This window comes from uncultured Helicobacter sp. (assembly GCF_937893305.1).
In the GTDB taxonomy this organism is placed as follows: Bacteria; Campylobacterota; Campylobacteria; order Campylobacterales; family Helicobacteraceae; genus Helicobacter_D.
Genome location: NZ_CALBGN010000016.1, coordinates 1 through 25,982, shown reverse-complemented (window position 1 = coordinate 25,982; position 25,982 = coordinate 1). Strand labels below are relative to the sequence as shown.

Here is a 25,982-nt window from a genome sequence, read left to right as displayed (position 1 = left end):
CTTTAAGCCAAAATTGCTTATGATTACAGCTAATTTAGCTTGGGAGTTGTTATGAATCTTAGTAGGCTTATCCGCCCACTTTTTCCAACGGTAATTGTTGGCATTGAAATTGATCATAAAATCTGCAATGTTGTCGCACATTTCTACAAAAATGGTCAGCTTATCTCAAAGCAAAACAAAGAGTTTCGCACAAACCCTGGAGAGCTCCCCATTCAAGCTGTGCGCTTTGTCCAAAAAATCCGCACAAAAAACCCTTTCACTTATGTATCTGTGCTTCCTTGCTCTATCATACAAGGGATTTTAAGCACAGACAAAGAAGAAGAGTTTAAAAATTTTGGCGTAAATTGCTCTGAAATTTCCTATAAACGCTTTGATAATAATTGGTCTGTTTTTATTGCAAATGAAGGTATTGCAGAAACTAAAAAACGCTTTTTAAAGCTTGGTGCAGATTTTATAATTTCTCCTTTTTTAGTGCTTTATCGCCTTGCTAAAGATACTTTTCAAGATTCTTGCAAACTTTATGTGTTATTTGAATATTCTAATATTACGATGTTAATCACTAAGAAGAATTGTGGCGCTCTCTTTGGTGGATATTATGTTCTTGAAAGTGCGATAGACTCGGAACTTACTGTTGTTAGAAATTCTTTAAGTGAAGACGATGATGATATTCAAAAAACAAATATAGAAAAAGACTTACAAGAAGAATTAAGCAATATTGAAGAAGTTGATTTAAATAATGATGTTAATGATGATGAGCTCATTGAAGTGCTAAAAGGAGACAATGAAACAGATAATACAAAGTTAGAGAGTGAAAATTACGATGATTTAGATAATTTCTCTCGTGTTAATACTGCTGCAAAATTCATACAATCTGCACTTGGTGAATTTTATAATAATCCTTTATACAACAGCGAATTTATTAGTGAAATTGTGATTTTTAATCCCCATAATATCAGTCAAGAAACACTTCAGCAAATTCAGCAAATCACAATGCTTGAAGTCAGCATTTTTAGCTGTGATATTGCACAAGAACTTGCAAATTTAGGCTATGATTCTTATAAAGTGTTTGAAAAAAGGGGGGAAGTATGAATTATAGCTTTACTCAACCGGGCAAAAAAACATTTCTAAAGAGGGTTTCACGCATTTGGTGGGGCTATATTTTATTGACGCTCTTTATTTTTATGGGATTTGTGATAATTTTAAAAGTGCAAGGACATTATATGCAAAACAATGCACAAAGCGCATCTCAAGCCCAAAAAACCCTGTTAGAAGAGATTAAAAACTTACAAGAGCAGCTCATTTTAGAGCAAGAAAAAGTGCAATTTGTAGAATACATTGCCCATCAAAATATTCTATTAAAAGAAAGTGTGGAAAATCTTTTTGATCTAATCCCAGAACAAATCACTCTTAACAAAATTCAAATGGAGCAATACCAACTTACTCTTTATGGGACAACACCTTCAAAACAGATTTATACTTTTTTATTAGAAGTTCCATTGCGATCAATCTTTCATCAAAGTCGTGCAGATTTTTATATGTTACCTAATGGTTGGTATAATTTTGTTTCTGTTAGTAAACTTGAGGAAACTGAACAATGAAAACATTTTTCGCACAAATCGACTGGATTCGTAACACTTTTTTCTTTGTTTTTTACTTTTTTTTGGTTGTAATTATTTTTTTAAGTGTGATTCGACCTGCTCTTGATACTTTTCGCCAAACTAATGCAAAATATCGCAAAGAAGTCTATGTGCAAAAACAAATTCAAGCCCAACGCAATGCAGAATTAAAAAACCTGCAAGATTATCAAACAAAAAATGCACAATCTCTGGGCTATTTCAAACACAAAATTACGCAAAATGAAATTGAAGAAAAATTAAAAATCATCTTTGAAAATGCTGGAGTTGTTGCAGATGGAAATCCCATACAAGAAGGAAAATATCTAAAACAACGCTACATCATTAGCGGAAAATTAGAAAGTATTAGCAAACTCAAAGATGCTTTAATTTTAACTCAAACACTCCCAGGAGTTGCACGCTTTAACTTCCCTATTCATATTGAACGTCAAGAAGACAATATTATCTTCTCTTTTCGTTTAGACACATATTTCAACTAAGAAATAATGCAATCTCATCACCTAAAAAATAATCTTTTGCAAAAACACGCTCTTTTTTTTGAAATAGGATTCCATCTTGCAAAAGAATCTCCAAGTTTTTTTTATTTGGAATCTTTTTAATCTCCACGCCAACACAAGAGCGAAACCCTAAAAACAAATACTCCAACTCCCTATCTTTTGGTGTTAAAATCTCTTTTTCTTCGCTAAAATTTTCTAAAAATCTCTCAATACTTTTTGGCATACTTGTGCGCACATTTTTAATACAACCTACCGCTCCAGCCCCAACTCCAATATAATCTTCCCCCAGCCAATAATGTAAATTATGCTTAGAGATTCTCCCATAATTACTTACTTCATAATGTAAAAATTTTTGCAAATGTGCTTTTACAAAATGACCAACACTTAAAAATCCCCCAAACTCCCCTTCTATACTTTTAGATTTCAAATCCTCCTTTTCTTTATAAAAGCGACTTCCGGGATCTAAACTTAAATGATAAGCCGAAATATGCGATACAGGCAGCTTTACAGCAGTGCTTAACTCTTGCTCTAAAAGTTTCTCACTACATAAAGGCGTGCCATAAATTAAATCTATACTTAAATTATCAAAGCCTGCATTTATCGCATAATCCAATGCTAAAAATGTATTTTTATTGTTATGTTCTCGTTCTAAAAAGGCAAGTTTTTTTACATCAAAACTTTGCACTCCAAGACTTAAACGATTTACGCCAAAAGTCTTCATTGCACGCAACCATTCTAAACTTAAATGGTTTGGATTTGCCTCAACACTAATCTCTGCTTCATTTTGTAAAAAAGGCAAAAACTCCCAAAAAACATCTGCATACAAATGCGATTCCACAACACTTGGTGTCCCTCCACCAATATACACAGAAGTAATTTGCACTTTGAAATCTTCTTGCAAACACATTAGCTTATGGCGCAAATATTTAGCTAATTTTTGCATATAAATTTCTTTAAGATGATTTTTATTTGTCTTAGAATTAAAAGCGCAATAACCACATTTGCTATCGCAAAAAGGGATATGTAAATATAAACTTAAATTCTCACTTTGCATTTTTCTTTTGTTTGATTTCTTCTAAGCGATTCTTTAAACTTTCAAACCAATTTTTATATTGTTCTAGTTGTTCTTTTTCTTGATGATTTGGTTGATTTAAAATTAAAAGTGTTCGATGATTTCTTAAAAACTCTTCTGTAATCCATTTTAATCTTAAAAATTCTTCAGTGGTTAAACTACCATCTTTTAAAATCTCAAATGCACTTTCTTGATTTTTTTTAGAGTCTTCTAGGAATTTTTGGATATTTAAACGCTGCCTTGATTGACTTTCAACAGCATACGCTAGACGATTATACGGATCTTTTTGCAAGGATTGCGCAGCAAGTGTGTGTGCTTCTTTGAAATTCCCTTTTTCTAATTCTTGTTCTGCTTCTCTTCCTAATTGATAAGAAGGAGAGAAAAAAACAATTCCAATTAACACGCCTAATAAAACAACGCTAATCCCTAAAAAACGCATTGATCCTCTTCCATTTTTTCTTTCACAAAAATTTTTGCTTCTTCTAGCGTAAAAGACTTCAGCAAAAAAGGTTCTTTAACGACAAATATTGCTTTACTAAAAGGTTTTGGAATTCTAAATTTATCCCAACTTTTAAACTCCCAAGCATTACTAAAAAAAATCCTAGATACGACTACAGGAACATTTGCTTTTTGCGCTAAAAGCACTACACCATCTGCGACACTATGATAAGGACCGCGCGGACCATCAGGAGTAATAACAATATATTCTTTATTCTCTATTTTTTTAATTGCGTGATACAATGCCCTAATTCCGCCTTTTGAACTTGAACCCCTTAATGTATCAATTCCAAAATAACGCACAACACCACTAATAATTTCCCCATCAAAATGCTTGCTAATCAATACCCAAAACTTCTTTTTATGTGAATATTTTTGAAACAAAAAAGGTTGAAACAACAATTCTCCATGCCAAAAAGCAAATACAAAAAGTTCGTTTTTACTAAGTTTCTCTAAGACTTTGCTGGAAACTCTAAATTCAAATCGCACAAAAAGTGCTAAAAAACGGATCATTCCTACAAGAAAAAAAGGGAGAATTTTTGCTAAAATTTTTCTCTTAAATTCCTTCAACTTTTCTTTCACATTAACCTACACTAGATCACCTATTAATTGCGCGCCTTTAACTTCTGTAATTTTCACATCACATAAAGATCCTATAAGATTTCGTCCAGCTTTAATACGCACAAGTTTATTTGTATCGCTACGCCCTTCTAACCATAAGTTTTGCATATCATAGCTTTCTACTAAAATTTGATGAATTTTTCCAACTTGCTTTGCATTATCTTCAGCTAAAATCTCTTTATGTCTATCCTTTAAACGCATTAAACGCTCTTTTGCAATCTCGTCATCAACTAAACACACCTGCTCTGTTTCTAACCAGTGATGTGCTTGTGTATGCGGACGACTAGAATAAATAAAACTATATAAAGTATCAAAACGCACTTTTTCTAAGACATCTAAAGTTTCTAAAAAATCCTCTTCACTCTCTGTTGGGAAGCCTACAATAATATCTGTTCCAATGCTAAGTTCTGGGATTAAAGAACGCATTTTTTCTACACGATTTAAAAACCATTCTTTACTGTAACCCCTCTTCATTTTGTGCAAAATTTCACTAGAACCACTTTGTAAAGGCATATGGATAGCCTTACAGATTTTTGGATTCCGTGCAAACTCCAAAATAAAATCATCATCCATATGTAAAGGGTGCGGAGAAGTAAAGCGGATTCTCTCTAGTCCATCAATTTGAGAGATTTCATTAAGAAGTTGCGTGAAGTTTATCGCACGATGTGTGCCTGAAAAACGCCTTCCGTAATTATTAACATTTTGCCCAAGCAGTAAAATTTCCTTTGTTCCGCCATCCACCAAACGCTTTGCTTCTTGCAAAATCAAATCTGCAGGGATTGAAATCTCATTGCCACGCGTATGTGGCACAATACAATAAGTGCATTTTTTATCACAACCAATAGAGATATTAATCATGCCTTTGAGCATAGAATGAGCATTTTGACTAAAAACATAAGTGCTATCATCATAATCAATATCCACCCAAGCCACACGCTGTTTATGAATAATTTGAGAAATCTTTGATACATTACGTGCACCTAACACAAAATCTACTGCTTTAGAGCGTTTTAAAATCTTATCACCCAAATGACTTGCTGTGCAACCACAAACACCAATCTTCGCATTTTGTTTTTTGATTTTTGCATATTGTCCAATCTCTGAAAAAAGCTTTTTTTCCGGCTTTTCACGCACAGAACAAGTGTTGATTAAAATTAAATCCGCTTCTTTTGGATTTTCTGTAAGTTGATAGGATTCCTTTTCTTCAAGCTCTGCAATAATATGCGCACTATCACGCTCATTCATTGCACAACCAAGTGTTTCAATATAGAGTTTCTTTGTCATACTTATAAAATATGGATTTCATACATATAATCACCCTCATCTAATCCATAACGCACTTCTCTAAAATATGCACGCTTACCCTTTTTTTCAAAGTATTCTAATAGGGCTTGCATATCTTTATGAGAGTTTTCTTTATCGCAATAAAAAATGTCGGATTTTTTTTCCTCTAGCATCTCTTCTAATTTTTTCACTGTAATCTTTGCTGGTTTTTCACTAATGTGAGTGCGTGCTAATTTAATATCCATACTTTTACCCTTAACTTTTTTAGAAAAATGGATTATTATAAAGATTTTTTGCTTAAAAAATAATTTCAAATTAGCGCATTTTATGAAAATTCTTCTTTAAAATTGCATTTTTGGATTCCAACTTTTCAAAAGTTTCTTTTAAGTAAGCCCTTATAAAGAAACTTTCAACTAAAATGCCGAACTTGTTAAACTTCTTTATGCACAATATTTTAAGGATAGATTTTGGAAAAAATACTAGATATTATTGAAGGGATTGCTTATGAAAAGGGACTTCCTATCGAAAGTGTGGCAGACGCAGTCAAAGAAGCTGTGATAAAGGTCGCGAAAGAAAGCTTGGATTCTACAATTCATTATGATGTTGAAATTGACAGAAAAAATAAAACTTTGCATCTTTATCAGGTTATTAGTGTTTGTGAAGACTCCAAACCACAAGATAGCAAAAATACGATTCCATTAAGCGAAGCAAAAAAACATGATAACGACATTAAAGTCGGCGATGAATTGCGCTATGAATTAAGTTTAGAAGATATGAGCAGAAGTGCCGTTAATGCACTATTTAGAGAGCTAGAATTTAAAATCCAACGCTTAATTGAAACGCAACTTTTTGACAAATATAAATCTCAAGTTGGAAAAATCGTCAGTGGGAATGTTGTGCGCACTGATGATTTAGGCAACACCTACATTGAAATTGATGAAATTCGTGCAGTTTTACCCAAGAAAAATCGCATCAAAGGCGAAGAATTTAGCGTGGGACAAATTGTAGGAGCAGTGCTAAAACATGTTGGAATTGATCGCCAAAATGGAATTATGATTGAACTTAGTCGCACCACTCCTAAAATGCTTGAAGAATTATTAAAGCTAGAAGTCCCAGAGATTAAAGATAGTGATGTTACAATTGTAAATTCTGCTAGAATCCCCGGAGAAAGAGCTAAAGTTGCCCTAAAAACAAATTCTACAAAAATTGATCCAGTTGGTGCAACAGTGGGCGTAAAAGGTGTTAGAATTAATGCTGTATCTAAAGAGCTAAAAAATGAAAGTATTGATTGCGTAGAATACTCTAACCAACCTGAGATCTACATTGCACGCGCACTCTCTCCAGCGCTTGTAATTAGTGTTGCAATAGAGGATAAAAAGGCAGTTGTTAGCATTACAAGTGAGCAAAAACCAAAAGCAATTGGCAAAAGTGGAATCAATATCCGTTTAGCTTCAATGCTAACAGGTTATGAAATTGAGCTTAAAGAAATTGGCAATGCAATACAGCAAAACTCAGGCAATAGCACGCAAGAAGCGCCAAAAAGCAATGGCATAGATATTCTCTCTTCTCTTTTTAAGGAGTAATCTATGCAGAATTTACCGCTTTTAAAGGTTTTTTGAGTAGAATCGAAAACTTTTTAGTGCGTTTTATCTTAATAAGGCAAATTTGGAGTTTATAATGATTGGCTTTATGCAAAAACATAAAAAATACTTAATGATTATTATTTGGATTAGTTCCTTTGCATTTTTAGGAGCTGGATTTGTAGGCTGGGGAACTTACAGCTTTTCAAGCACAAGCAATGCAGCAGCAGTTGTTGGCGATCGTCAAATCACTATTGATAAATTGCAACGCGAATATGCAAGACTTTATAATGTTTATAATCAACTCTTTAATGGGGCATTAGATGACGAACAAGCTAAAAAACTTGGTATTGAAGATCAAGCACTAAATACGCTAATCTCACGCGCTTTAATGCTAAATTATGCACACGATTTAGGATTGCGTGTCAGTAAAGAAGAGATTATCCATACACTAACAACAATGGAGACTTTTCAAAACAATGGAAAATTTGATGAAACCATTTATAAACGCCTTTTAACAGACAATCAAATGCGTCCAAAAGATTTTGAAGAGGAACTTGGTGATGGAATCTTACTTCAAAAACTTGATGCACTTTTAACAATCCCACTCACACCTTTAGAAACTCAAACAATTAGTGAAGCTATTTTTAACGAAGATCATTTAAAAATCCAAATTTTAGATCAATCTGCAATTACTTTTAACCCCACAGAAGAAGCCATCAAAAAATATTGGGAAGACAATAAAGATATTTATCAAACACAGCGTGGCTATGAAGTATTAAAAGTTTCTGTTAATTCCGATTCCATCCCTGTGGATAATGATGCACTAAAAAAACATTATGAAGATTTTAAAAATCAATTTTTAAATGAAAATGGACAACTACTCCCTTTTGATAAGGCAAAAAACAAAGTTATTGCGCATTACAAATCTTCACAAGCAGAAAAAGAATCTTTAAAAGAATATATCTCTCTAAGAAAAGGCGAAAACAAAAAGGCGAAATCTTTAACAATTTATGAAGGTGATTCCAACTATGATACAGAACTTTTAAATCTGCTTAGTCAAGCAAAAGAACAAGAAACACTAAAGCCTATTAAAGTCAAAGAAGAGTTTATCACAATCAAGATTCAAAAAATTATTCCAAGTGTGCCAAAAAGTTATGAAGCAGCAAAAAAAGATGCCACAGAAGATTTTATAGCACTAAGAAAAACACAACTCTTAGAAGAGAAGGCAACTGCGCTACTTTCGGATTTTAAAGGTATAGATGTTGGCTATATTTCACGCGAAGACAAAACAGCACTCAATGGCTTAAACCAACAAGAAAGCCAAGATTTTATCGCGCAACTTTTTAGTAAAAATGAAGAAAAAGGATATATTTTGTTAAAAGATAAAGCAATTTTATATGAAATCCTTGACCAAAGATTAAAAAATTCTGATATAATTACAAAAAATTTAGACTTCATAAAACGCAATGGAGTGCAAGTGAAATCAAGATTAGCTGAAATTGCCTTTATGGAACATTTATTAAGTCTTTATAAAATTGTTAGAAAAATTTAAGACTTATAAAAATATGGAAGATAACTACAAAAGGGGCAAGGATTTGGAGCAAACCATTTTAGGAATTGACATCGGTTCTACAAAAATTTGCGCGATTATTGCAAATTGTAAAGACGGGATTCCACATATCATAGGAACAGGATTTCATAAATCGTCTGGATTAAAGAAAGGTTCTATTACAAATATTGAACAAGCAAGTCGTGCAATCAAGGATGCGCTAAATGATGCAAGGCGTGTAGCTGGAACAAACATCAATAAAGCCGTGATTTCTATTTCTGGGGCTTATACGAAAAGTACAGATAGTTCGGGGATTGTCAATATTCCAAACAACGAAATTGGAATCAAAGAAATTAACCGCGTTATCCAAACAGCACTTTATAATGCTTCAATCCCTAGCGAATATGAAGTTATCCATATTTTACCTTATAACTTCAAGCTTGATGATCAAGACTTTATTGATGATCCTATGGGAATGAGCGGAAGTCGTTTAGAAGTTTCTGTGCGTATTATCACTGCACAAAAATCAAGCTTAGGCAACCTTAAAAAAGCAATTAAAAGTGCTGGTATTGAGATAGAAAACATTGTTCTAGCTTCCTATGCGTCTTCTATTTCTGTGCTAAGTGATGATGAAAAAAATCTAGGTGTAGCTTGTATCGATATGGGCGGAAGCACCTGTGAGTTAATGATTCATGTTGGTAACTCTTTGCGCTATAATGATTTCTTGGGAGTTGGATCAAACCATATCACAAATGATTTAGCTATGGCTTTACACACACCACAAGGAATTGCAGAACAAGTCAAAGTTAAATATGGTGGCTTTCCAAAAACACTTGAAGATACGGAAAATCTTATTGAAATTCCAAGTATCGGTGGAGAAGATAGTGGCAAACATCAAGTTGCTTTAGCAACCGTGCATAATGTCGTGTATGCTCGCGTGGAAGAAACACTAATGATTTTAGCAAAATCTTTAGAACGAAGCGGATTAAAGGATCAGTTAGGAAGTGGTGTGGTGTTAACAGGTGGAATGGTGCAATTAGATGGTATTAGAGATTTAGCAGCAGCTCTCTTTAATATGCCTGTGCGCCTTGCAAAGCCTATAGAAGTTGATGGACTCTTTACGGATTTAAAAGGACCAGATTGCTCAACTGGAATTGGACTTATCCTTTACGCTTCTGGAAAATATACAAATTATGAAATTGACTCTGAAAAAAGAATCCGTTATTGTAATGAGAAAATAGAAGATGAAACCTTGCATTTTCACAAAAATATCCCTTCAATAAATCCATTGCAAGATAAAATACAAAGCACTTCAGGTCCCGTTAATAGCGTGCCTAAGAGTGCGGCAGATATTAAGCAGGATCTAAGCAATATTACAGAAATTAAAATTCCTAAGCAAAATACTGGCTTTTTCAGTCAAATGTGGAATAGACTAACCCAAATGTTTTAAAGATTAAATTTTAGAAGGAGTAAAGATAATGTTGAACATTCAAGAGGCAAATTTAAGCGCTGGGGCAAAAATTAAAGTTATCGGTGTTGGTGGCGGTGGAAGCAATATGATTGAACACCTTATCCAAACAGGGACACACGAGGGCATCTCTCTTGCTGTTGCTAACACTGATGCGCAAGCAATTAGCACTTCGAGTGCGCCTGTTAGAATCCAACTTGGCGCAAGACTCACAAAAGGGCTTGGAGCAGGAATGCGTCCTCAAGTAGGGAAAGATGCAGCACTTGAGAGTTATGAAGAGTTAAAACAATTTTTAGAAGATACAGATGTTGTATTTATTTCTGCAGGACTTGGTGGTGGAACAGGGACGGGAGCTGCACCAGTGATTGCAAAAGCAGCAAAAGAAGTTGGAGCACTGACTGTATCTATTGTTACAAAGCCGTTTCGTTGGGAAGCCAGAAAGCGTGCAAAATTAGCTGAAGAGGGCTATAGGGAACTCAAAGAAGAAAGCGATTCCATTATTGTGATCCCAAATGAAAAACTCCTTTCTATTGTTGATAGAAACTTAGGATTAAAAGATAGCTTTAGAATTGTTAATGATGTTCTTGTTTGTGCTGTTAATGGTATGAGTGGTGTAATTTTAGCCCACGGACAAAACGATATTAATGTGGATTTTGCCGATGTGCGCACAGCAATGAGCCATAAAGGTATGGCGTTAATGGGGATTGGAGAATCCACAGGTGCTGATGCAGCTAAAGAAGCTGTTAAAATGGCAATTGAATCTCCACTTTTTGATAATATGTCAATCCACGGAGCAAAAGGCGTGCTTGTGCATTTCTACATTAGCCCAGAATATCCTCTTGGCAGCATTTCTGATGCAATGGATATTGTAAATGAAAATATAGATGAAGATGCTGATGTTATTTTTGGAACAACAACCGATACGAACATAGAACGCGATAAAGTTAGAATCACAATTATTGCCACAGGCTTTGAACGCATTTCAACAGAATCCAATTCCACACAAAATAGTAGCGATTCTACATTAAAACTCGTTAATCCAAAAGATATGAGCCAAAGAATCAATCAGCAAGAAACTTTAAATGCCACTAGAAAAAAAGTAAGCGGTGGAGAATTTACAAATGATGAAGTTTTAGATATTCCTGCGTTTTTGCGTCGTCAAATGGACTAGCATAAGCGCATCTAGCGCTTATGCATGAAGTGAATTCATATAAAAATTCACAGAATTAATCCCTTCCTTTTTCGCCCACTCTAAAGATTTTGAAACAAACTCCCAATTAATATGACTGAAGAATTTCTCTAAATACGATGGACGCGCATTTCTATGATCAATATAATAAGCGTGTTCCCACACATCTACAACAAGTAATGGGATCATCCCCTCTGTTACAGGGGTTTGTGCGTTACTTGTTTGTTTGATTTCCAATTTTCCATTGTTAAACACAAGCCAACACCAACCAGAACCAAACAAAGTTGTTGCAGAAGTCAAAAACACTTCCTTAAACTTCTCTACACTTCCAAATGTCGCATTTAATGCTTCTTCAAGTTCCGCACTTCTAGCACTTGTATTTGAGCTAATACAATCCCAATAAAAATCGTGATTATACACTTGAGCTGCATTATTAAAGATTCCACCTTGTGCTTTTGTTACAATTTCAAAAAGGCTTTTATTTTGAAATTCAGTTCCATCAATAAGATTATTAAGATTATTCACATAAGTTTGGTGATGCTTCCCATAGTGAAACTCACAGGTTTCTTTACTAATAAATCCCGGTATTTCCGTAAATGGTAATGTGCGTAATTTAAACATTGTATTCCTTTAAATTGTCATCCAAAACTAAAAAGTTTTGCAGAAAGATTCTAACGCACAAAAATAAAATTTACACTTTAAATTTTAAAATTAACTAGAAAATTCCACTTTCACATCACAAATTTTCGCACGATACATACTCGTGCTAACCAACATATCTACACCACTTTTGGCATAATCTTCTACATTCTCCAAACACACTCCCCCAGTAGCACTAAAGCGCAAATGAGGAAACTCCACTCTTAATTCTTTTATAAGCCTTTTTAAATCTAAAGAAGAAAAACGCTCACATTGTAAAACATCTGCTCCAAGCTCTGCAAATTTACGCGCTTGTTCTTTAGATTCTACCTCAACAATCACACGATGTTCTTTAAAACACATCTTTAACTTCTTAAAAGACTTTTCAAGTTCTTCACAAGCTAAATAATGCTCTTTAAACACCAAAATACTATCACTTAATCCTAAACGATGCGGAATCCCCCCGCCACAAATGAGTGCTTTTAGCAAGAATTTCTTTGCAAAAGGCATATTTTTACGCGTCCCAAGTAATGCGATATTAGGATTGACACAACGCGCAATTTCTAGCATTTTGTGCGTATAAGTTGCCACTGCACTTGCATATTCTAAAAGATTTTGTAGCGTTTTTGCGATTCTAAAAAGCTTCGTGCGTTCTCCGCAAACTTCCAACATAAGTTCTTTTGGCGTAGCAAGTGTGGAATCCTTTTTAAAAAACACCACTTCAAGCCCAAAAATCCTAGCAATACGCACACATTCTTCCATACAACTCACCACGATTTCATCTCGCTTTGGATAAAAGCGCATCTTGCAAACCCCACTAATCCCAAGCCCAAAAGTCGTGTTATCTAAATATGGCACATCTTGCTCTATAAGATTAATAAGTTCATTATCACTAAAATAAATCATAGCTTCCCTTTAAAAATTTGGTTTTTGCAAAATCCTTAAAATGAGAAAAATCACCAATGCTACAGCTCCTAAAACCACCGCATAAAAACTTGCTATTGTATATTCTGCACTCAAAGCTGCATTATAAATTGCAAGTGAAATTGTTTCTGTTTTTCCAATGATATTTCCACCAATTAAAAGTGTGATTCCAACTTCCCCAATAGATCTTGCAAAACCTAAAAATAACGCTGTAATTAGTGTTTTTACAATGCAAGGGAGACTTATAAAAATAAAAGTATCAAGCCAACTTCGCCCAAGCGTAAAACTCACTAATTCCAAAGTTTTTACACGCTCACTAAAAGCAGATTCAATCGGCTTTACCACAAGAGGAAGTCCCGCAATAAAGCTTGCTAAAACCACTGCTTCAAAACTAAAAAGTAAATCCAAAAAGCCAAGCACACCATACTGCCCAAAGAGCATTAACAAAAAATACCCAAGCGCAATAGGCGGAAAAACCAAAGGCAAAGTTACACAAATATCACAAATGGTAGCCAAAAGTCCTTTTGCGCGACTTAAATAATATCCTAATAGCACCCCAAAAACTAAATGCAATCCCAAGCATACAAGCCCAACTTTTAGGCTTAAAAACAGGGGTTCTAAGGGGATTTGCATTATTTTTCTAAGCCATATTCTTTAAAGACTTCTTTTGCTTCTTTAGAATCCAAAAATGCCATAAACTCTTCTAGCTCTACATTTTTAGAAGTTTGCAATGGAGCAATCACAATTAAAATAGGAGAATAAGTTTCTTGTGGAATCTCAAGCATTACTCCAAACTGCTTTTGATTTGCTAGATAATCGCTTAAATTAATAAAACCAACTTCTACACTACCTTGACTTAAATACGCACTAACTTGTGGCACGGTCGCGACAAACATCAATTTACCTTTTAAAGATTCCGCATAATTTGCACTCTTTAAAAACTCCATTGCTGCAATCCCATAAATTGCTTTTTTAGAATCTGGAAGAGCAATTTTACTCATCTTTTCTAAATCTTTTGTGCTTTTTAGCTCTACATTTTTACTTGCCACAAGCACCAATTTACCATATCCAATGAGTTGTGATAGCTTTGTGGCAAGATTTGATTTTTTAATAAATTTCTCATCACCAAAAATCGCATCAATCTTTCCGCTTTGCTTTGCTTGCTCAATAACTTGTTGCAAATTCCCATAACTTCTTAAAACTTTCTTACCGCTTTGTTTTTCATATAAAGCACTAACTGCTTCTAAAGGCTTCTTATATCCTGCGCCAGCTGCAACAAAAACTTCTGCAAAACTCTGCACACTTACAAACAAAAACACCAACAATAACCCAACAATACGCATTTAAAATCCTTTGAAAATAAAATTGAACTAGCATTATATATTAATAAATATAAAGTTTTTTAAAGCATTACTAAGAACTTTTAAGATTCCAATATTTTTCGTATTTTTTCTAAAAGATTATTTTTTACGCTTAAGTCTTTTGAATGTGCTACAAATAAATGTGTATTTCCCCCATAAAACTTTGCTTTAGGAAACTCATATAAACCAAAACGCCAATCAAATCTAGGTTGTAAAATGATTAAAGTTTGGATTCCACAAAGTAACGATAAATGCGCAGGAGAACTATCAATCCCAACAACCAAATCCAAATCTTCCATTGCTCTATAAGTATCTAGCCAATCTTTAAAATCTTTCCCTACATTTTCTACACAATTTGGAAACTCAAAATCCCCAACCTGCAATGAAACAAGCTTAACATTTTCTAATTCCAATAAAAAGTTTAAGAAAAACTCCACATTAAAATTTCGCGAATTATCTTCTTTTGGCGCAAAATCCGTATGCCAAAAAATCCAACTCTTTTTATTTTTCTTTTTGATTTTTTTTAAGGCAAGCGGAGTTTTTAACGTGGTAATTTTCTCTAAACTATCAAGCCCTAAAAAATAAGGCAAAGAAGTCAAATTTTTGTGGAATCCTATCTAAAATTTCTAAATTTTTAAAACAACTCTCTGATGATAGTTTTTCTTTAATTAAAGGATATAACGCGCTTTGTGGAGCAAAATATACCTTTTTTGCCACTGCACAAAGTTCTTGCAAAGTGCGGCTAAACATTAAAGTATCGCCAAATCCTTGCTCATAATACACACAAATTTCTTTCTCAAAAAAACATTTAGAATCGTTCAAAAAACGCTTCTTTAGCTGCATTATAATACAAAGGAGAGAAAGTCTCACTACCTGCAAAATTCAAACGATACTCATAAAATTCTAAAGCTTCCTTAAAGCAATCTTGCCGCATTAAAAGATATGCTAGTCAAAAATTAGCCAATACTCTGCTTCATTTGCGTTTTGTTCTTGCAAATTTATCAAAATCTCAAGTACCTGTTGTTCCTCTTTAGCTGGATTTTCAAAAATACGCAAAAGCGTCTGTGCAATTTTCACTTCTAATTTCGTGCTTAAAAAACTTTTAATTGCGTAATTTCTGGGTTTTCTATAACTTGTAGTTGAAGATTTAATCTAGCCGTTAATGAATTTGGATTAAAAGTCTGTGAAATCTCTACAAATGGTGCATTTGCCATTAGTTCTTCTAAGCGTTGGCTAGCAACTTTATAGCACGCATTATAAACTTCTAACGCTTTTTTGGGATCACAATACAAATACATTGCTCCAAACTCCAACCACTTCTCCCAATCTCTAGGTGCATTTTGCAAAAAAGACGATACACGCTCTCTGCACTTTCTAACAAATTTTGTGCTTTATACACTTCTAAAAGCAACTCCAAACACTCTAATTGCAACACATTTTGCGTCTTTACCAACTCTTCTAATAACCTTATAGATTCTGTGTAATTCTGTGCTAAAAACAATGCTTTTGCCAAATTAAATGCGTAAAAGATGGAATCTTTATGAAAGTTATAGCTTTGTATGCAAAATTCTAAAGCTTATGAAATCTCTAATTTTAAAGCACTAAGAGCAGCAAGATCTATCAACTTGATTTTAGATTCCTTTTTGGATTCTATCTTTTCTAAATCCCTTAAAGCCTGCACACAAATTTCAAAACTTGCCTGATACTCTCCATTAAAGTAACACATTTGTGCCTTATCTAACATACATCTCCTTATTTTAAAGACGCAATTTTTCGCGCATAATCCCCATTAAAAACATAACTACCAGCCACTACAATATCTACTCCAGCCTCTCTTAAATCTTCAATATTTTCATCACTTACACCACCATCAACCTCAATTAAACATTTTGGATTCCGTATTTCAATCCTATCTTTTAAGAGCTTGATTTTCTCTAACACATTTGGAATGAATTTCTGCCCACCAAAGCCCGGATTTACACTCATTACAAGCACCATATCAATAAATTCTAGCAAATAATCAATACTTTGAATATCTGTGTGTGGATTTAACACAACAGCAGGTTTAATCCCTAAATCTCTAATTTTTTGCGCTAGGCGATTTGCGTGCTTTTCTTCTTCAATATGAAAGGATAGAAATTCTGGCTTAAAAGGTGCGAATAAATCCACAAAAAAGCTATTATTTTGCACCATTAAGTGAATATCAAGAGGCTTTGTAGAAGCTTTTGCCACAGATTCAACAACAACAGGACCTAAGGTTAAATTTGGCACAAAATGCCCATCCATCACATCAATATGCACCAAATCACAATCTGCCTCACAAATTGCTTGCACTTCTGCTTCTAATTTTCCAAAATTTGCTGAGAGGATACTTGGAGCAACAAGCATTTAAGATTCCTTTAATGAAAATTTGTAGAAATTCTAACAAAATAACACTAATGTTGCCCTAAATCACCTTATTTCACAAAACAAATTTAAAAATTTAGATATAATAAAAAAATTTTATTTAAAGGAAAAGAAGCGTGCAAACAAATGCAAGTCTAGCAAAAGATTTGGATTGTATTTTTACAAGTATCAAACAAGCAAGCATAGAGATTTATTCTCTTTTGCAAAAAAACTTAGGGGAATACACAGATCGCACAAATACCACAGGAGATACACAATTGCAAGCTGATGTGCAAGCAGATTTTATCGTGCAAAATGCACTTAAAACACTTGCTTGTGTTAAGCAAATTTGTAGCGAAGAGCAAGAAAATGCTATTCTACTCCACAATGATGGCGTGTATTCTATTGCTTATGATCCACTTGATGGTTCTTCATTAATGGGAGCAAACTTAAGCGTGGGGAGTATTTTTGGAATCTATCAAGGTGATTTTTTACCACAAAACTTAGTGGCAAGCGCATATATTGTGTATGGAATGGTAGTTGGAATCGGATTTTCATCGCTTTTAAAAGAAGGGGTAGATTATTTCACTTACGATAGCAAAGAATTTGTCCTACAAAAATGCTTAAAACTTTCTCATAAAGGAAAGCTAAACGCCACTGGTGGCACACAAAAAAACTGGAGCAAAGCACATAAAGCAAAGATGGAATCTCTTTTTGATGCAGGCTATCGCTTGCGTTATAGTGGCGGTATGGTGCCTGATTTACATCATATTTTAGTCAAAGGTGGTGGATTATTTTCTTATCCTGCTACAAGTGATGCTCCAAAAGGCAAACTTAGAATGCTTTTTGAAGTTTTTCCTTTTGCTTTCATCTTTGAAAGAGCAGGCGGTCAAGCAGTTTTTATTAATGAGTTGGAATCCAAAATCACTCCACTTTTAGATTTGCAACCAAAACATTTGCACGATACTACACCTTGTTATTTTGGAAGCACTTGGGAGATAGAATTTGTTAGCCGATAAAATTGATATTCAAAGCGTATTAAAAACCCTTAAAGACTGCCAACAACGCGAAGGTGTCGCAAGCTGTATTTTATGCAAACACGCACAAGATTGCGAAGAAAAAGAAGCTTTCATAAGAACAGCACAAGAAAATCTAAGCCAAACACAAAAAGCACTAAAAGCCTGCCAAGAATCTAAAGGCTTAAGCAGTTGCGGAAACTGCCAAGAAGTTTTAGAATGCACTATTAGAAACAGCTATGTAAGTGCCGTGTATTTAAGTATGAACAAAGGAAATGGAGGAAGTTTTGAATTCTAAATTTTATATCACATCGCCAATTTATTATGTCAATGATGTCCCACATATCGGACACGCTTATACGACAATTATCATAGATACTCTAGCTAGATTTCATCGTCTAAAGGGAGAAAGTGTATTTTGCTTAACAGGCACAGATGAACACGGGCAAAAAATTGAGCAAAGTGCGCACAAAAAAGGACAAGATCCCAAAAGTTATGTCGATACAATCTCAAAACGCTTCAAAGATCTTTGGGACGCTTTTGACATCAATTATGACTACTTCATCCGCACCACAGATTCCGCACATCTTAAAAGTGCGCAATATGTCTTTTTAAAAATGTATGAAAAAGGCGATATTTACAAAGGAGAATATGAAGGCAATTATTGTATTTCTTGTGAATCTTTTTTTACAAAATCTCAATTAGTAGGAGAAAAGAGTTGCCCAGATTGCGGCAAAGAAACAACTTTACTAAAAGAGGAAAGTTATTTTTTTAAACTTAGCGCATATACAGATAAGCTCTTAAAATTTTATGATGATAATCCAAATTTTATCCTACCAAAATCAAGACGAAATGAAGTTATAAATTTCATCAAAGATGGATTAGAAGATCTATCTATTACACGCACAAGTTTTGATTGGGGGATTAAGCTACCACAAGAACTTACACAAAACAATCCAAACGATCAAAAACACGTGATGTATGTATGGCTTGATGCTCTTGTAAATTATCTAAGTGCTTTAGGATTCCATAATGACTTGCCAAACAAAATGAGTTTTTTTCCAGCAGATTTTCATATTGTAGGCAAGGACATTTTAAGATTTCACGCAATTTACTGGATCGCCTTTTTAATGAGTCTTGATTTACCACTCCCTAAACACATTGCCGCTCACGGATGGTGGACAAAAGATGGCGCAAAAATGAGTAAAAGCACAGGCAATGTTGTCAATCCAAAAGAAGTTGTAGAAGCTTATGGGCTTGATGCCTTTAGATATTTTGTCTTGCGTGAAGTGCCTTTTGGACAAGATGGAGATTTTTCACAAAATGCACTCATAGAGCGGATTAATGCTGATTTAGGAAATGATTTAGGAAACTTACTAAATCGTCTTTTGGGAATGGGTGCAAAATACTTTAACAACACGCTAAAGGCGGATTTATCAGAATTAAAAACTGCATATTCTGAAGAGTTAGCACAAATTCAAGCCCTTTTAAATAGCTTAGAATCTCACCTTAATGAAGCACAAACGAGTCGTTATTTAGAAGAACTTTGGAAGCTCTTTAGTTTAGGCAATGGGATCATTGCTAAAAAAGAGCCGTGGCAACTTATCAAAAACAACAAACAAACAGAAGTGGCACAATTATTGCTGCTCCTTGCAAATATCTTGCTAAAAGCCGCACTTTTTTTATCGCCTTGTATGCCAAAAAGTGCGGAGAAGATTTTAAAGGTCTTTGGTTTTAGTGCGAATGCGGAGTGTTTTAAGCGTTTTATCACTGAAGGAGAGATTTTGGATTCCGTAATCTTAGAGCCAACTCCAGCACTCTTTCCGCGCATTGAAGAAAAATTATTACAAGACTCCAACACAAATTCAAAGTTGGAATCCAAAACAAATGCAGAATCTAAAGAAAAAAAACTTGAGCCTTTAGAGATTTCTAATCCTATTAGCAAAGATGATTTTACAAAAATTGATTTACGCATAGGAACAATTATTAATGCAGAAATCTTGCCTAAAAGTCAAAAGCTTTTAAAACTTCAAGTGGATTTAGGTGAAGCACGACCACGCCAAATTCTAGCCGGGATTAAAGCGTATTACTCTCCACAAGATTTACTAGGCAAGCAAGTTTGTGTGCTAGCAAACCTAAAGCCAGCAAAACTTATGGGGGAACTAAGTGAGGGAATGATTTTAGCGGCAAATGATGAAGAAGGATTAGCTTTTATTACGCCACAGAGCAAAAAGGCAAATGGAAGCCAAATTAGCTAAAGGAATAGTATGAAGGGAATACAAATTGGTGTTAATGAGATTGTAGAAATTGCCTTTGGAACGCTATTAAATAAACCTAGCATTTCTTTTTTTTCTCAAATCTGCGATAAAAGTAGCAATGTGCGCAAGGGTGATTTATTTATTGCCAAAGAAAGCACGCACACACAAAATGATATTGAAGAAGCCATTCAAAAAGGTGCATTTGGAATCCTTTTTAGTGGCAATATCGCAATGAGCGATAAAGAAGTAGCTTGGATTAGCGTTGAGGATTTAGAACAATCTTTAATGAGAATTTTGCGCCATTATCTTCTAATTAACAATAAAATTCTATTTCTTCTACAAAAAGATGAATATGAAATTGCCACACAAATTATCACACGAAAAAAGACATTAGAATATTTTTGTGGAAGTTTAAGCGGACTTATCCATAATGTCATTGAAAGCAATGCATCGTTTTTTCTTTATTGCAACACAAATTTAGATTTAAGCGTATTCCCTAAAAATCAACAAGAAATCAAAATGCTTTCACAAGAAAAAATTGATGAAAATAAACTCCCATTTGCCTTAAATTCTTATTCTCTATTTGGCATTAAACTTTTCTACAAAAGTGCTGATTATGAAATCCCTCTTCCTAAGCTCTTTATTCAGCCATTAGCGCGTGTTTTGCAGTTTTGCGAAGACTACTCTATTAATGTGCAATTAGAAAATTTTACCACCTTAACAAATTTTAAGCCTATTTATTTAGATGAACGAGGTGTAATTGCAAAACCCGGAACAACCAACAAAGTTTTACTTGCCTGCCAAGACTCAAAACTTTATGAACAATATTTAGCATATTTTACAATGTATGCAAAATGGGCACATTTAACACTTTTTGTCCCAGAGATTTATCAAGAACTCTATGCACCTTATGCAAAAGTAATTTCATACACAAATAATACAGTGCTTTTTACAGAACTCATCAATGAAAAATACAATTTTGCATTGATTTTGGGGGTAGATACAAACACACTAGAAACACGTTTTACAAACCAAATTGCAGAAGCAAACTTATTTGATTATACAAAGGAACAATAATGAAAATTGCAGTACCTGTTTTTGATGAAAGTTTAAGAGTTTTTAATAATACTGGGCACACTCCGTTTTTTGCTATTTTTGAACAAATCGGAAGTGGAATGTTTAAAAAAATTGATTTCATTGAATTGCGCAAAAATCCGCGTGGTGATAAAAATGCCAATGAAGGTTGCTCACACAAAGATAGTGAGATGAGCAAAGAAGAGCAAATTGCACACAAAAACGAACATAATATTCTAGGAGAGATTATTAAAGATTGCGCTGTCGTTCTTGTTAAAAAGGCTTGTCAAAACACGGCAAAAGTCTTTAATGAATGCGGAATTAAAATCTGCAAAATAGAACCAAGCTGTCAAAATGCAAAAGACGCATTAAAATTCATAAAAATTTAAAACAGAGATTATCTCTCTGCTAAAATTTGCATTTTAGCGTCTTTTAACTCCACATAGAGTTCTTTTTCTCCGCTAAACTGATAACTTGGAGCTTTGTAATCTTCATAAAAAGAGATTCTAAAGAGATTTTTGTTTTCATTGTTTGGATAGGGAGAAATATTAACTTTAGAAAATGTGATTGCTTTTTTCTCATTTTTTGCAAAAATTCTACGTTTATTTTGCACAAACTCATCATATTTCATTCCATCAAAACGAATAAAATCTTTACTATAAAATTCTAAATACTTTTTGGTATCACTTTCTCTCCAAGCATCTTTCCAAGCATATAAATCCGCCAATAAAACACTTAAATCTTCTTTTTTAGCTTCTCTAACTTCCTTTTCAAAAGTCACCAAAAGTGCTTGACGATAATCAATTAGCGTATCCACACTGCTTAATTTATCATTTTCAATTGCAATGCAGCCCCGCGTATTAAGCTCTTTACGATTTCCATCTAATGGCATTCCGTGAATCCAAATCCCATAGCCTGTGCGCTTTTGTAAGCGATCATAAAGATTTGGATAATTTGTGCTAAATGCAAGCGGACCATAATATTGATCAAGATTTACTAGGCGCGCATTTAGCGAATATACTCCAATAGGTGTTGCTAAATCCCCTTCTTTTTCTTTATGACCACCTTTTGAACCAACTAGACTTTCTGTATTTAATTTTTCACTCCATTTGCTATCACTTAGTGCATAAAGTTTTAGTGTTGGCGCATTTTTAGTAGCAACAAAAAGATATTTTAAATTCTCATAATATCCAAAGCGCGTATCTTGCCCTCTTAATGCTTCATCCCAAAAATCACGCGTTTGCATAATGGAATCTATTTTTTGCTCAACTGCACTAACGCCACCTTTTTTGTAAAGCTCTACCCATTCCAAATCACTTGCATTTGCAAAACTAAGACTTAAACATAAACCAAAAATTTTCAAAATCTTCATAAAATTCCTTGTTTTAATCTTCAAAATTATACCCCATTTTTTTAAGGCTTTCGCGCTCCTTACTCCAACTAGGCACAACTTTTACAAAAAGCTCTAAAAACACTCTTTGATGCACAAAATTCTCAATACTAAGTCTTGCTTCCTTGCCAATGCGTTTTAAAATTACGCCACCTTTACCAATCACCATTCCTTTTTGGCTCTCTTTAAGCACAATAATTGTTGCCTTTATGTGATGAATCTCTGGTTTTTCTTTATAGAATGTGATTTGCACATCACTCTCATAGGGTAATTCATCACTTAGATTCTCAAACACAGCTTCACGGATAAGCTCTTTTGCAATTTCTTTTGTTGTGTTTGGACTTAGGATTTCAGGATCATAGTAATAAGGATTCTGCGGCATAAGTTTTGCAAGCACCTCTACAACACGCTTTAAGCTCCCTAAATCTTTGATAGATACAGGGATTAATGCTTCATAACGATCTTTAAACTTTTCATATTGACCCATTGCTTGGAATAGCACTTCTTTAGATACGGAATCTGTTTTTGTCAAAAGCAAAAGATGTTTTTTGTTACCCGCAATCCCTAAAAACTCTTCATAATAACTCACCTTATCACTCACAGGCGCTAAAAATAACAAAAAATCACAATCTTGCAAGGCTTGCATTGCTTCTTTTAGCATATATTGATTTAATAATTTTTCTTGTTTATGAATCCCTGGTGTATCTACAAATACAATTTGCGTTTCACCCTCCATTAACACAAGGCACATTCTTTTTCGTGTTGCATTTGCTTTATGCGAGACAAGAGCTAACTTTTCCCCTAAAAGCGTGTTTAAAAAAGTGCTTTTACCTGCATTTGGACGCCCCAAAACAGCGACAAATCCAGCTTTTGTATTCTCCAAAATACCTCCTATAAAATATATCGTGCAATATCAGAATCCGCAACTAAGGATTCCAACTTTTCTTTCACAAGTGCTTCTGTAATTTCCACATCTTTATTCTTGTAGTTTTCCGCCTCAAAACTAATTTCTTCAATCACTTGTTCTACCACTGTATGCAAACGCCTAGCCCCAATATCTTCTGTTTTTTCATTTGCCACTTGTGAATAATGTGCTAGAGCACGGATTGCATCATCACTGAAAGATAGACGCACTTCTTCAACGCTCAATAATGCTTCATATTGACGCAAAATAGAATTTTTAGTTTGTGTTAGAATCTTATATAACACTTCTTCGTCTAAACTATTAAGCTCCACACGCAAAGGGAATCTCCCTTGTAATTCTGCAATTAAATCGCTAGGCTTACTTAAACTGAATGCACCTGCTGCAATGAATAAAATATGATCTGTTTTAATGCTGCCATACTTAGTATTAACAACACTGCCCTCAACAATAGGTAATAAATCTCTTTGCACGCCTTCCTTGCTAGGATCTTGACGCTGTCCGCCATTGTTGCTAACTGCAACTTTATCAATCTCATCAATAAAAATGATTCCACTGCTTTCAGCGCGCTTTAATCCTTCGTGCTTGATTGCATCCAAATCCAACAATGCTTCGCTTGCTTCAATCTTTAAAAGCTCCTTTGCTTCTTTGATTGTTACTTCTTTTTTAGGATTATCTTTTGGAGAAGCAATAAAAACTCTTGCGATAGTTTCTTGCACTTTGGCAAATTCTGCTGGCATATTCCCATCTTCAATTTCAAAAGTCTTCTTTGGCACTTCCACTTCAATCTTTAAATGATCCATTTCGCCATTTAAGACTTTTTGACGCATTTTATTTGCCGCATTTTCATATTCTTCAATTTTTTGCTCACTCGCACCTTTTGGCAAAGGTGGAATCAATTTTTCTACAATTTTATCTAGCACATATTTTTCAATATCTTTTGTGCTTTTGCTTCTATGCTCTTCTTTTACAAGATTAATAGAAGCCACTACCAAATCTCTAACCATAGATTCCACATCACGCCCAACAAAACCAACTTCTGTATATTTACTAGCTTCCACCTTTACAAAAGGTAATCCCATAATCTTCGCCATTCTTCTTGCAATTTCTGTTTTACCAACACCTGTTGAACCAATCATTAAAATATTTTTTGGCATTACCTCATCTTGAATTTCTTTTGGTAACTGCAACCTGCGATAACGATTTCTTAAGGCGATTGCTACAATTTTCTTTGCATCTTTTTGTCCGATAATATACTCATCTAAATAACTCACAATTTCTTTTGGTGTCATTGCAAATAGTTTTTCCACTGCTTTTCCTAAAGTTCTAAAATTTTAATATTTTGGTTTGTATAAATACAAAGCTCTCCAGCAATCTTTAGAGATTGCTCTACAATTTCTTTTGGCTCTAAATCACCGCCAAATCTCTCTAATGCTCTAGCAGCTGAAAGAGCATAATTCCCGCCACTTCCAATTGCAGCAATTTTGCCATCTTCTGGCTCTACTACATCACCTGTGCCACTTAAAATAAAAATGTGTTCTTTATTAAGCACAATCATCATCGCTTCTAATCGCCTTAAATACTTATCTTTTCTCCACTCTTTAGAAAATTCCATCACAGACTTTAACAAGTCTCCCTTTTTATTCTCTAAAATCCCTTCAAACATATCAAAAAGAGTAAAGGCATCTGCTGTGCTTCCTGCAAATCCACTTAGGATTTTTCCGTGATAGAGTGTGCGGATTTTTGTTGCATTGCCCTTAAGCACGCAATTCCCAAAAGTTACTTGCCCATCTCCGCCAATAACTGCACCTTTCTTGCCCTTATATGCTAAAATCGTTGTTGCGTGAAACATCATTGCGCCTCAACATCTAATTTTAAAGTTGCGTGGATTCCGTGTCCTAGCTTAATTTCAATTTCATAAACCCCTGTGGATTTAATCGGATTTTTCAACTCAATAGTTTTTTTATCAATCTCTATGCGATGCTCTTTTCTTAGGAATTCTGCAATATCTTCTTTTGTGATTGCACCATACAAAGAGCCATTTGCTCCGACTTTTTGCACAATTTTTAATGTGATTTCTTCTATCTTTTTTGCCGCCATTTCCATTAGTGCTTTTTCTTCAGCTGCTAATTCTGCTGCCTTTTTCTGCTCTGCTTTATAGCGATTAATCACAGCATTTGTGGCAAAATCTGCCAAACCTTTACCTACTAAAAAATTCTTTCCATAGCCGTCTTTAACTTCACAAATATCACCTTTTTTGCCTAGACCTTTTACATCTTGCAATAATAAAACTTTCATTACTATCTCCAAGTTATCATAAATAAATTTGGATTCTATCTATTTTTTATTCAATCTAAGATTAAATAAAGTCAAAGAATTTTAAATAAATTTAAACTAATACATATTGTATTTTATAATAATATTCATATAAATATTTCAAAATAAGATTTTTCCATTGCAACTTTCAAACACCTCCAAATGGAAGCATTTGAAATACTCAAAGGTTTAAGAAGATCACGAAGCTCTAAGATTAAATTAATTAAATCTTTGCAGAAATTAAAATTTTAGAATTTATACTTAATCCCTACATTACCACTAAGATAGGTTTCATCTTTAGA

General features: G+C 34.1%; 34 protein-coding genes. 12 read left to right on the top strand and 22 right to left on the bottom strand.

All coding sequences use genetic code 11. The annotated features are described in order from the left end of the window. Positions 1–51: 51 nt before the first annotated feature. Genes Q0358_RS05270 through Q0358_RS05260 form a run of 3 tightly spaced genes read left to right on the top strand, consistent with a single transcriptional unit; the run spans position 52 to position 2,113 of the window. Positions 52–1,089 carry a hypothetical protein gene (locus Q0358_RS05270; protein WP_299548388.1) on the top strand — a complete coding sequence of 346 codons (1,038 nt, stop codon included), beginning with the start codon at positions 52–54 and terminating at the stop codon, positions 1,087–1,089. Next, the gene (locus Q0358_RS05265; RefSeq protein ID WP_299548385.1) at positions 1,086–1,598 is read left to right on the top strand and encodes a hypothetical protein; all 513 of its coding nucleotides are present in this window, start codon (positions 1,086–1,088) and stop codon (positions 1,596–1,598) included. Before Q0358_RS05270 ends, Q0358_RS05265 begins: the two co-directional genes overlap by 4 nt. Then, positions 1,595–2,113, top strand: coding sequence for a hypothetical protein (locus Q0358_RS05260; RefSeq protein ID WP_299548382.1), 519 nt, complete (start codon positions 1,595–1,597; stop codon positions 2,111–2,113). Before Q0358_RS05265 ends, Q0358_RS05260 begins: the two co-directional genes overlap by 4 nt. Here the strand turns inward: Q0358_RS05260 and hemW are convergent. The 5 genes from hemW to Q0358_RS05235 are packed head-to-tail and all read right to left on the bottom strand — an operon-like array spanning position 2,106 to position 5,851. After that, entirely contained in the window at positions 2,106–3,185 is a 1,080-nt protein-coding gene (gene hemW / locus Q0358_RS05255; protein ID WP_299548379.1) for a radical SAM family heme chaperone HemW, read from the bottom strand. The genes Q0358_RS05260 and hemW overlap by 8 nt on opposite strands. Next, positions 3,175–3,642, bottom strand: coding sequence for a hypothetical protein (locus Q0358_RS05250; protein ID WP_299548376.1), 468 nt, complete (start codon positions 3,640–3,642; stop codon positions 3,175–3,177). Before Q0358_RS05250 ends, hemW begins: the two co-directional genes overlap by 11 nt. Continuing rightward, on the bottom strand, positions 3,630–4,283 hold the full coding sequence (locus tag Q0358_RS05245) for a lysophospholipid acyltransferase family protein (RefSeq protein ID WP_299548373.1): 654 nt from the start codon (positions 4,281–4,283) through the stop codon (positions 3,630–3,632). Before Q0358_RS05245 ends, Q0358_RS05250 begins: the two co-directional genes overlap by 13 nt. Before the next feature lie 6 nt (positions 4,284–4,289). After that, a complete protein-coding gene (gene miaB / locus Q0358_RS05240; RefSeq protein WP_299548370.1) occupies positions 4,290–5,606 on the bottom strand; it encodes a tRNA (N6-isopentenyl adenosine(37)-C2)-methylthiotransferase MiaB in 1,317 nt (438 codons plus the stop codon). 2 nt (positions 5,607–5,608) lie between these two features. Then, positions 5,609–5,851 (bottom strand): HP0268 family nuclease, encoded by a 243-nt coding sequence (locus tag Q0358_RS05235; protein ID WP_299548367.1) that lies wholly within the window; start codon positions 5,849–5,851, stop codon positions 5,609–5,611. A gap of 222 nt (positions 5,852–6,073) precedes the next feature. Between Q0358_RS05235 and nusA the strand changes: the two genes are divergently transcribed. The 4 genes from nusA to ftsZ all read left to right on the top strand — a co-directional run bounded on the left by nusA (position 6,074) and on the right by ftsZ (position 11,377). Next, positions 6,074–7,189, top strand: a complete 1,116-nt coding sequence (gene nusA, locus Q0358_RS05230; RefSeq protein WP_299548364.1) for a transcription termination factor NusA — start codon at positions 6,074–6,076, stop codon at positions 7,187–7,189. Between the two features lie 94 nt (positions 7,190–7,283). Then, positions 7,284–8,741: a peptidylprolyl isomerase gene (locus Q0358_RS05225; RefSeq protein ID WP_299548361.1), complete on the top strand. Its 1,458-nt coding sequence runs from the start codon at positions 7,284–7,286 to the stop codon at positions 8,739–8,741. A gap of 43 nt (positions 8,742–8,784) precedes the next feature. Then, positions 8,785–10,188, top strand: a complete 1,404-nt coding sequence (gene ftsA / locus Q0358_RS05220; protein ID WP_299548358.1) for a cell division protein FtsA — start codon at positions 8,785–8,787, stop codon at positions 10,186–10,188. A 28-nt stretch (positions 10,189–10,216) separates the two neighbouring features. Further along, the gene (gene ftsZ, locus Q0358_RS05215; protein ID WP_299548355.1) at positions 10,217–11,377 is read left to right on the top strand and encodes a cell division protein FtsZ; all 1,161 of its coding nucleotides are present in this window, start codon (positions 10,217–10,219) and stop codon (positions 11,375–11,377) included. A gap of 18 nt (positions 11,378–11,395) precedes the next feature. On the opposite strand, the gene Q0358_RS05210 is transcribed toward ftsZ, so the two are convergent. The 12 genes from Q0358_RS05210 to rpe form a co-directional block, all read right to left on the bottom strand. Further along, a complete protein-coding gene (locus Q0358_RS05210) occupies positions 11,396–12,016 on the bottom strand; it encodes a superoxide dismutase (protein ID WP_299548295.1) in 621 nt (206 codons plus the stop codon). Positions 12,017–12,106: 90 nt separating this feature from the next. After that, positions 12,107–12,940, bottom strand: coding sequence for a ModD protein (locus Q0358_RS05205; RefSeq protein WP_299548293.1), 834 nt, complete (start codon positions 12,938–12,940; stop codon positions 12,107–12,109). 9 nt (positions 12,941–12,949) lie between these two features. Then, the gene (locus Q0358_RS05200; RefSeq protein ID WP_299548290.1) at positions 12,950–13,591 is read right to left on the bottom strand and encodes an ABC transporter permease subunit; all 642 of its coding nucleotides are present in this window, start codon (positions 13,589–13,591) and stop codon (positions 12,950–12,952) included. Next, entirely contained in the window at positions 13,591–14,301 is a 711-nt protein-coding gene (gene modA / locus Q0358_RS05195) for a molybdate ABC transporter substrate-binding protein (RefSeq protein ID WP_299548287.1), read from the bottom strand. The genes Q0358_RS05200 and modA overlap by 1 nt, the downstream gene beginning before the upstream one ends. 80 nt (positions 14,302–14,381) lie before the next feature. After that, positions 14,382–14,918, bottom strand: coding sequence for a hypothetical protein (locus Q0358_RS05190; protein ID WP_299548284.1), 537 nt, complete (start codon positions 14,916–14,918; stop codon positions 14,382–14,384). Then, positions 14,887–15,141, bottom strand: coding sequence for a hypothetical protein (locus Q0358_RS05185; protein WP_299548281.1), 255 nt, complete (start codon positions 15,139–15,141; stop codon positions 14,887–14,889). Before Q0358_RS05185 ends, Q0358_RS05190 begins: the two co-directional genes overlap by 32 nt. Continuing rightward, positions 15,128–15,253: a hypothetical protein gene (locus Q0358_RS05180; RefSeq protein WP_299548278.1), complete on the bottom strand. Its 126-nt coding sequence runs from the start codon at positions 15,251–15,253 to the stop codon at positions 15,128–15,130. Before Q0358_RS05180 ends, Q0358_RS05185 begins: the two co-directional genes overlap by 14 nt. Positions 15,254–15,264: 11 nt before the next feature. After that, positions 15,265–15,396 carry a hypothetical protein gene (locus Q0358_RS05175; protein ID WP_299548275.1) on the bottom strand — a complete coding sequence of 44 codons (132 nt, stop codon included), beginning with the start codon at positions 15,394–15,396 and terminating at the stop codon, positions 15,265–15,267. A gap of 14 nt (positions 15,397–15,410) precedes the next feature. Then, positions 15,411–15,617, bottom strand: a complete 207-nt coding sequence (locus tag Q0358_RS05170) for a hypothetical protein (protein WP_299548272.1) — start codon at positions 15,615–15,617, stop codon at positions 15,411–15,413. After that, the gene (locus Q0358_RS05165; protein ID WP_299548269.1) at positions 15,584–15,820 is read right to left on the bottom strand and encodes a hypothetical protein; all 237 of its coding nucleotides are present in this window, start codon (positions 15,818–15,820) and stop codon (positions 15,584–15,586) included. Before Q0358_RS05165 ends, Q0358_RS05170 begins: the two co-directional genes overlap by 34 nt. A 75-nt stretch (positions 15,821–15,895) precedes the next feature. Continuing rightward, complete coding sequence (locus Q0358_RS05160) at positions 15,896–16,063, bottom strand: hypothetical protein (RefSeq protein ID WP_299548266.1); 168 nt, start codon at positions 16,061–16,063, stop codon at positions 15,896–15,898. A gap of 8 nt (positions 16,064–16,071) precedes the next feature. Further along, positions 16,072–16,707, bottom strand: coding sequence for a ribulose-phosphate 3-epimerase (gene rpe, locus Q0358_RS05155; protein ID WP_299548263.1), 636 nt, complete (start codon positions 16,705–16,707; stop codon positions 16,072–16,074). 134 nt (positions 16,708–16,841) lie between these two features. Between rpe and Q0358_RS05150 the strand changes: the two genes are divergently transcribed. From Q0358_RS05150 to Q0358_RS05130, 5 genes are read left to right on the top strand one after another with little or no spacing between them, the layout of a single operon-like run. Then, positions 16,842–17,723 carry a class 1 fructose-bisphosphatase gene (locus tag Q0358_RS05150; protein ID WP_299548259.1) on the top strand — a complete coding sequence of 294 codons (882 nt, stop codon included), beginning with the start codon at positions 16,842–16,844 and terminating at the stop codon, positions 17,721–17,723. Then, positions 17,710–18,018, top strand: coding sequence for a hypothetical protein (locus Q0358_RS05145; RefSeq protein ID WP_299548256.1), 309 nt, complete (start codon positions 17,710–17,712; stop codon positions 18,016–18,018). Before Q0358_RS05150 ends, Q0358_RS05145 begins: the two co-directional genes overlap by 14 nt. Next, positions 17,996–19,978: a methionine--tRNA ligase gene (gene metG / locus Q0358_RS05140; protein WP_299548253.1), complete on the top strand. Its 1,983-nt coding sequence runs from the start codon at positions 17,996–17,998 to the stop codon at positions 19,976–19,978. The genes Q0358_RS05145 and metG overlap by 23 nt, the downstream gene beginning before the upstream one ends. A 9-nt stretch (positions 19,979–19,987) precedes the next feature. Next, positions 19,988–21,055, top strand: coding sequence for a hypothetical protein (locus tag Q0358_RS05135; protein ID WP_299548250.1), 1,068 nt, complete (start codon positions 19,988–19,990; stop codon positions 21,053–21,055). Then, a complete protein-coding gene (locus Q0358_RS05130) occupies positions 21,055–21,441 on the top strand; it encodes a hypothetical protein (protein WP_299548247.1) in 387 nt (128 codons plus the stop codon). The genes Q0358_RS05135 and Q0358_RS05130 overlap by 1 nt, the downstream gene beginning before the upstream one ends. A gap of 8 nt (positions 21,442–21,449) precedes the next feature. On the opposite strand, the gene Q0358_RS05125 is transcribed toward Q0358_RS05130, so the two are convergent. Genes Q0358_RS05125 through rplI form a run of 5 tightly spaced genes read right to left on the bottom strand, consistent with a single transcriptional unit; the run spans position 21,450 to position 25,662 of the window. Beyond that, entirely contained in the window at positions 21,450–22,424 is a 975-nt protein-coding gene (locus tag Q0358_RS05125) for a L,D-transpeptidase family protein (protein WP_299548244.1), read from the bottom strand. Between the two features lie 13 nt (positions 22,425–22,437). Beyond that, positions 22,438–23,328 (bottom strand): GTPase Era, encoded by an 891-nt coding sequence (gene era / locus Q0358_RS05120; RefSeq protein ID WP_299548877.1) that lies wholly within the window; start codon positions 23,326–23,328, stop codon positions 22,438–22,440. Positions 23,329–23,333: 5 nt separating this feature from the next. Then, a complete protein-coding gene (hslU, locus tag Q0358_RS05115; protein WP_299548873.1) occupies positions 23,334–24,656 on the bottom strand; it encodes an HslU--HslV peptidase ATPase subunit in 1,323 nt (440 codons plus the stop codon). Between the two features lie 26 nt (positions 24,657–24,682). Beyond that, the gene (gene hslV / locus Q0358_RS05110) at positions 24,683–25,216 is read right to left on the bottom strand and encodes an ATP-dependent protease subunit HslV (RefSeq protein WP_299548241.1); all 534 of its coding nucleotides are present in this window, start codon (positions 25,214–25,216) and stop codon (positions 24,683–24,685) included. Continuing rightward, a complete protein-coding gene (gene rplI / locus Q0358_RS05105) occupies positions 25,216–25,662 on the bottom strand; it encodes a 50S ribosomal protein L9 (protein ID WP_299548238.1) in 447 nt (148 codons plus the stop codon). Before rplI ends, hslV begins: the two co-directional genes overlap by 1 nt. Between the last annotated feature and the right edge of the window lie 320 nt (positions 25,663–25,982).

Excerpts from the sequence above, each read along its gene's own strand:
- Q0358_RS05270 (WP_299548388.1), top strand. The coding sequence starts at position 52 with ATGAATCTTAGTAGGCTTATCCGCCCACTTTTTCCAACGGTAATTGTT.
- Q0358_RS05265 (WP_299548385.1), top strand. The coding sequence starts at position 1,086 with ATGAATTATAGCTTTACTCAACCGGGCAAAAAAACATTTCTAAAGAGG.
- Q0358_RS05260 (WP_299548382.1), top strand. The coding sequence starts at position 1,595 with ATGAAAACATTTTTCGCACAAATCGACTGGATTCGTAACACTTTTTTC.
- hemW (WP_299548379.1), bottom strand. The coding sequence starts at position 3,185 with ATGCAAAGTGAGAATTTAAGTTTATATTTACATATCCCTTTTTGCGAT.
- Q0358_RS05250 (WP_299548376.1), bottom strand. The coding sequence starts at position 3,642 with ATGCGTTTTTTAGGGATTAGCGTTGTTTTATTAGGCGTGTTAATTGGA.
- miaB (WP_299548370.1), bottom strand. The coding sequence starts at position 5,606 with ATGACAAAGAAACTCTATATTGAAACACTTGGTTGTGCAATGAATGAG.
- Q0358_RS05235 (WP_299548367.1), bottom strand. The coding sequence starts at position 5,851 with ATGGATATTAAATTAGCACGCACTCACATTAGTGAAAAACCAGCAAAG.
- Q0358_RS05225 (WP_299548361.1), top strand. The coding sequence starts at position 7,284 with ATGATTGGCTTTATGCAAAAACATAAAAAATACTTAATGATTATTATT.
- ftsZ (WP_299548355.1), top strand. The coding sequence starts at position 10,217 with ATGTTGAACATTCAAGAGGCAAATTTAAGCGCTGGGGCAAAAATTAAA.
- Q0358_RS05210 (WP_299548295.1), bottom strand. The coding sequence starts at position 12,016 with ATGTTTAAATTACGCACATTACCATTTACGGAAATACCGGGATTTATT.
- Q0358_RS05205 (WP_299548293.1), bottom strand. The coding sequence starts at position 12,940 with ATGATTTATTTTAGTGATAATGAACTTATTAATCTTATAGAGCAAGAT.
- Q0358_RS05200 (WP_299548290.1), bottom strand. The coding sequence starts at position 13,591 with ATGCAAATCCCCTTAGAACCCCTGTTTTTAAGCCTAAAAGTTGGGCTT.
- modA (WP_299548287.1), bottom strand. The coding sequence starts at position 14,301 with ATGCGTATTGTTGGGTTATTGTTGGTGTTTTTGTTTGTAAGTGTGCAG.
- Q0358_RS05180 (WP_299548278.1), bottom strand. The coding sequence starts at position 15,253 with ATGCGGCAAGATTGCTTTAAGGAAGCTTTAGAATTTTATGAGTATCGT.
- Q0358_RS05170 (WP_299548272.1), bottom strand. The coding sequence starts at position 15,617 with ATGTATTTGTATTGTGATCCCAAAAAAGCGTTAGAAGTTTATAATGCG.
- Q0358_RS05160 (WP_299548266.1), bottom strand. The coding sequence starts at position 16,063 with ATGTTAGATAAGGCACAAATGTGTTACTTTAATGGAGAGTATCAGGCA.
- rpe (WP_299548263.1), bottom strand. The coding sequence starts at position 16,707 with ATGCTTGTTGCTCCAAGTATCCTCTCAGCAAATTTTGGAAAATTAGAA.
- metG (WP_299548253.1), top strand. The coding sequence starts at position 17,996 with ATGGAGGAAGTTTTGAATTCTAAATTTTATATCACATCGCCAATTTAT.
- Q0358_RS05135 (WP_299548250.1), top strand. The coding sequence starts at position 19,988 with ATGAAGGGAATACAAATTGGTGTTAATGAGATTGTAGAAATTGCCTTT.
- Q0358_RS05130 (WP_299548247.1), top strand. The coding sequence starts at position 21,055 with ATGAAAATTGCAGTACCTGTTTTTGATGAAAGTTTAAGAGTTTTTAAT.
- Q0358_RS05125 (WP_299548244.1), bottom strand. The coding sequence starts at position 22,424 with ATGAAGATTTTGAAAATTTTTGGTTTATGTTTAAGTCTTAGTTTTGCA.
- hslU (WP_299548873.1), bottom strand. The coding sequence starts at position 24,656 with ATGACACCAAAAGAAATTGTGAGTTATTTAGATGAGTATATTATCGGA.
- hslV (WP_299548241.1), bottom strand. The coding sequence starts at position 25,216 with ATGTTTCACGCAACAACGATTTTAGCATATAAGGGCAAGAAAGGTGCA.
- rplI (WP_299548238.1), bottom strand. The coding sequence starts at position 25,662 with ATGAAAGTTTTATTATTGCAAGATGTAAAAGGTCTAGGCAAAAAAGGT.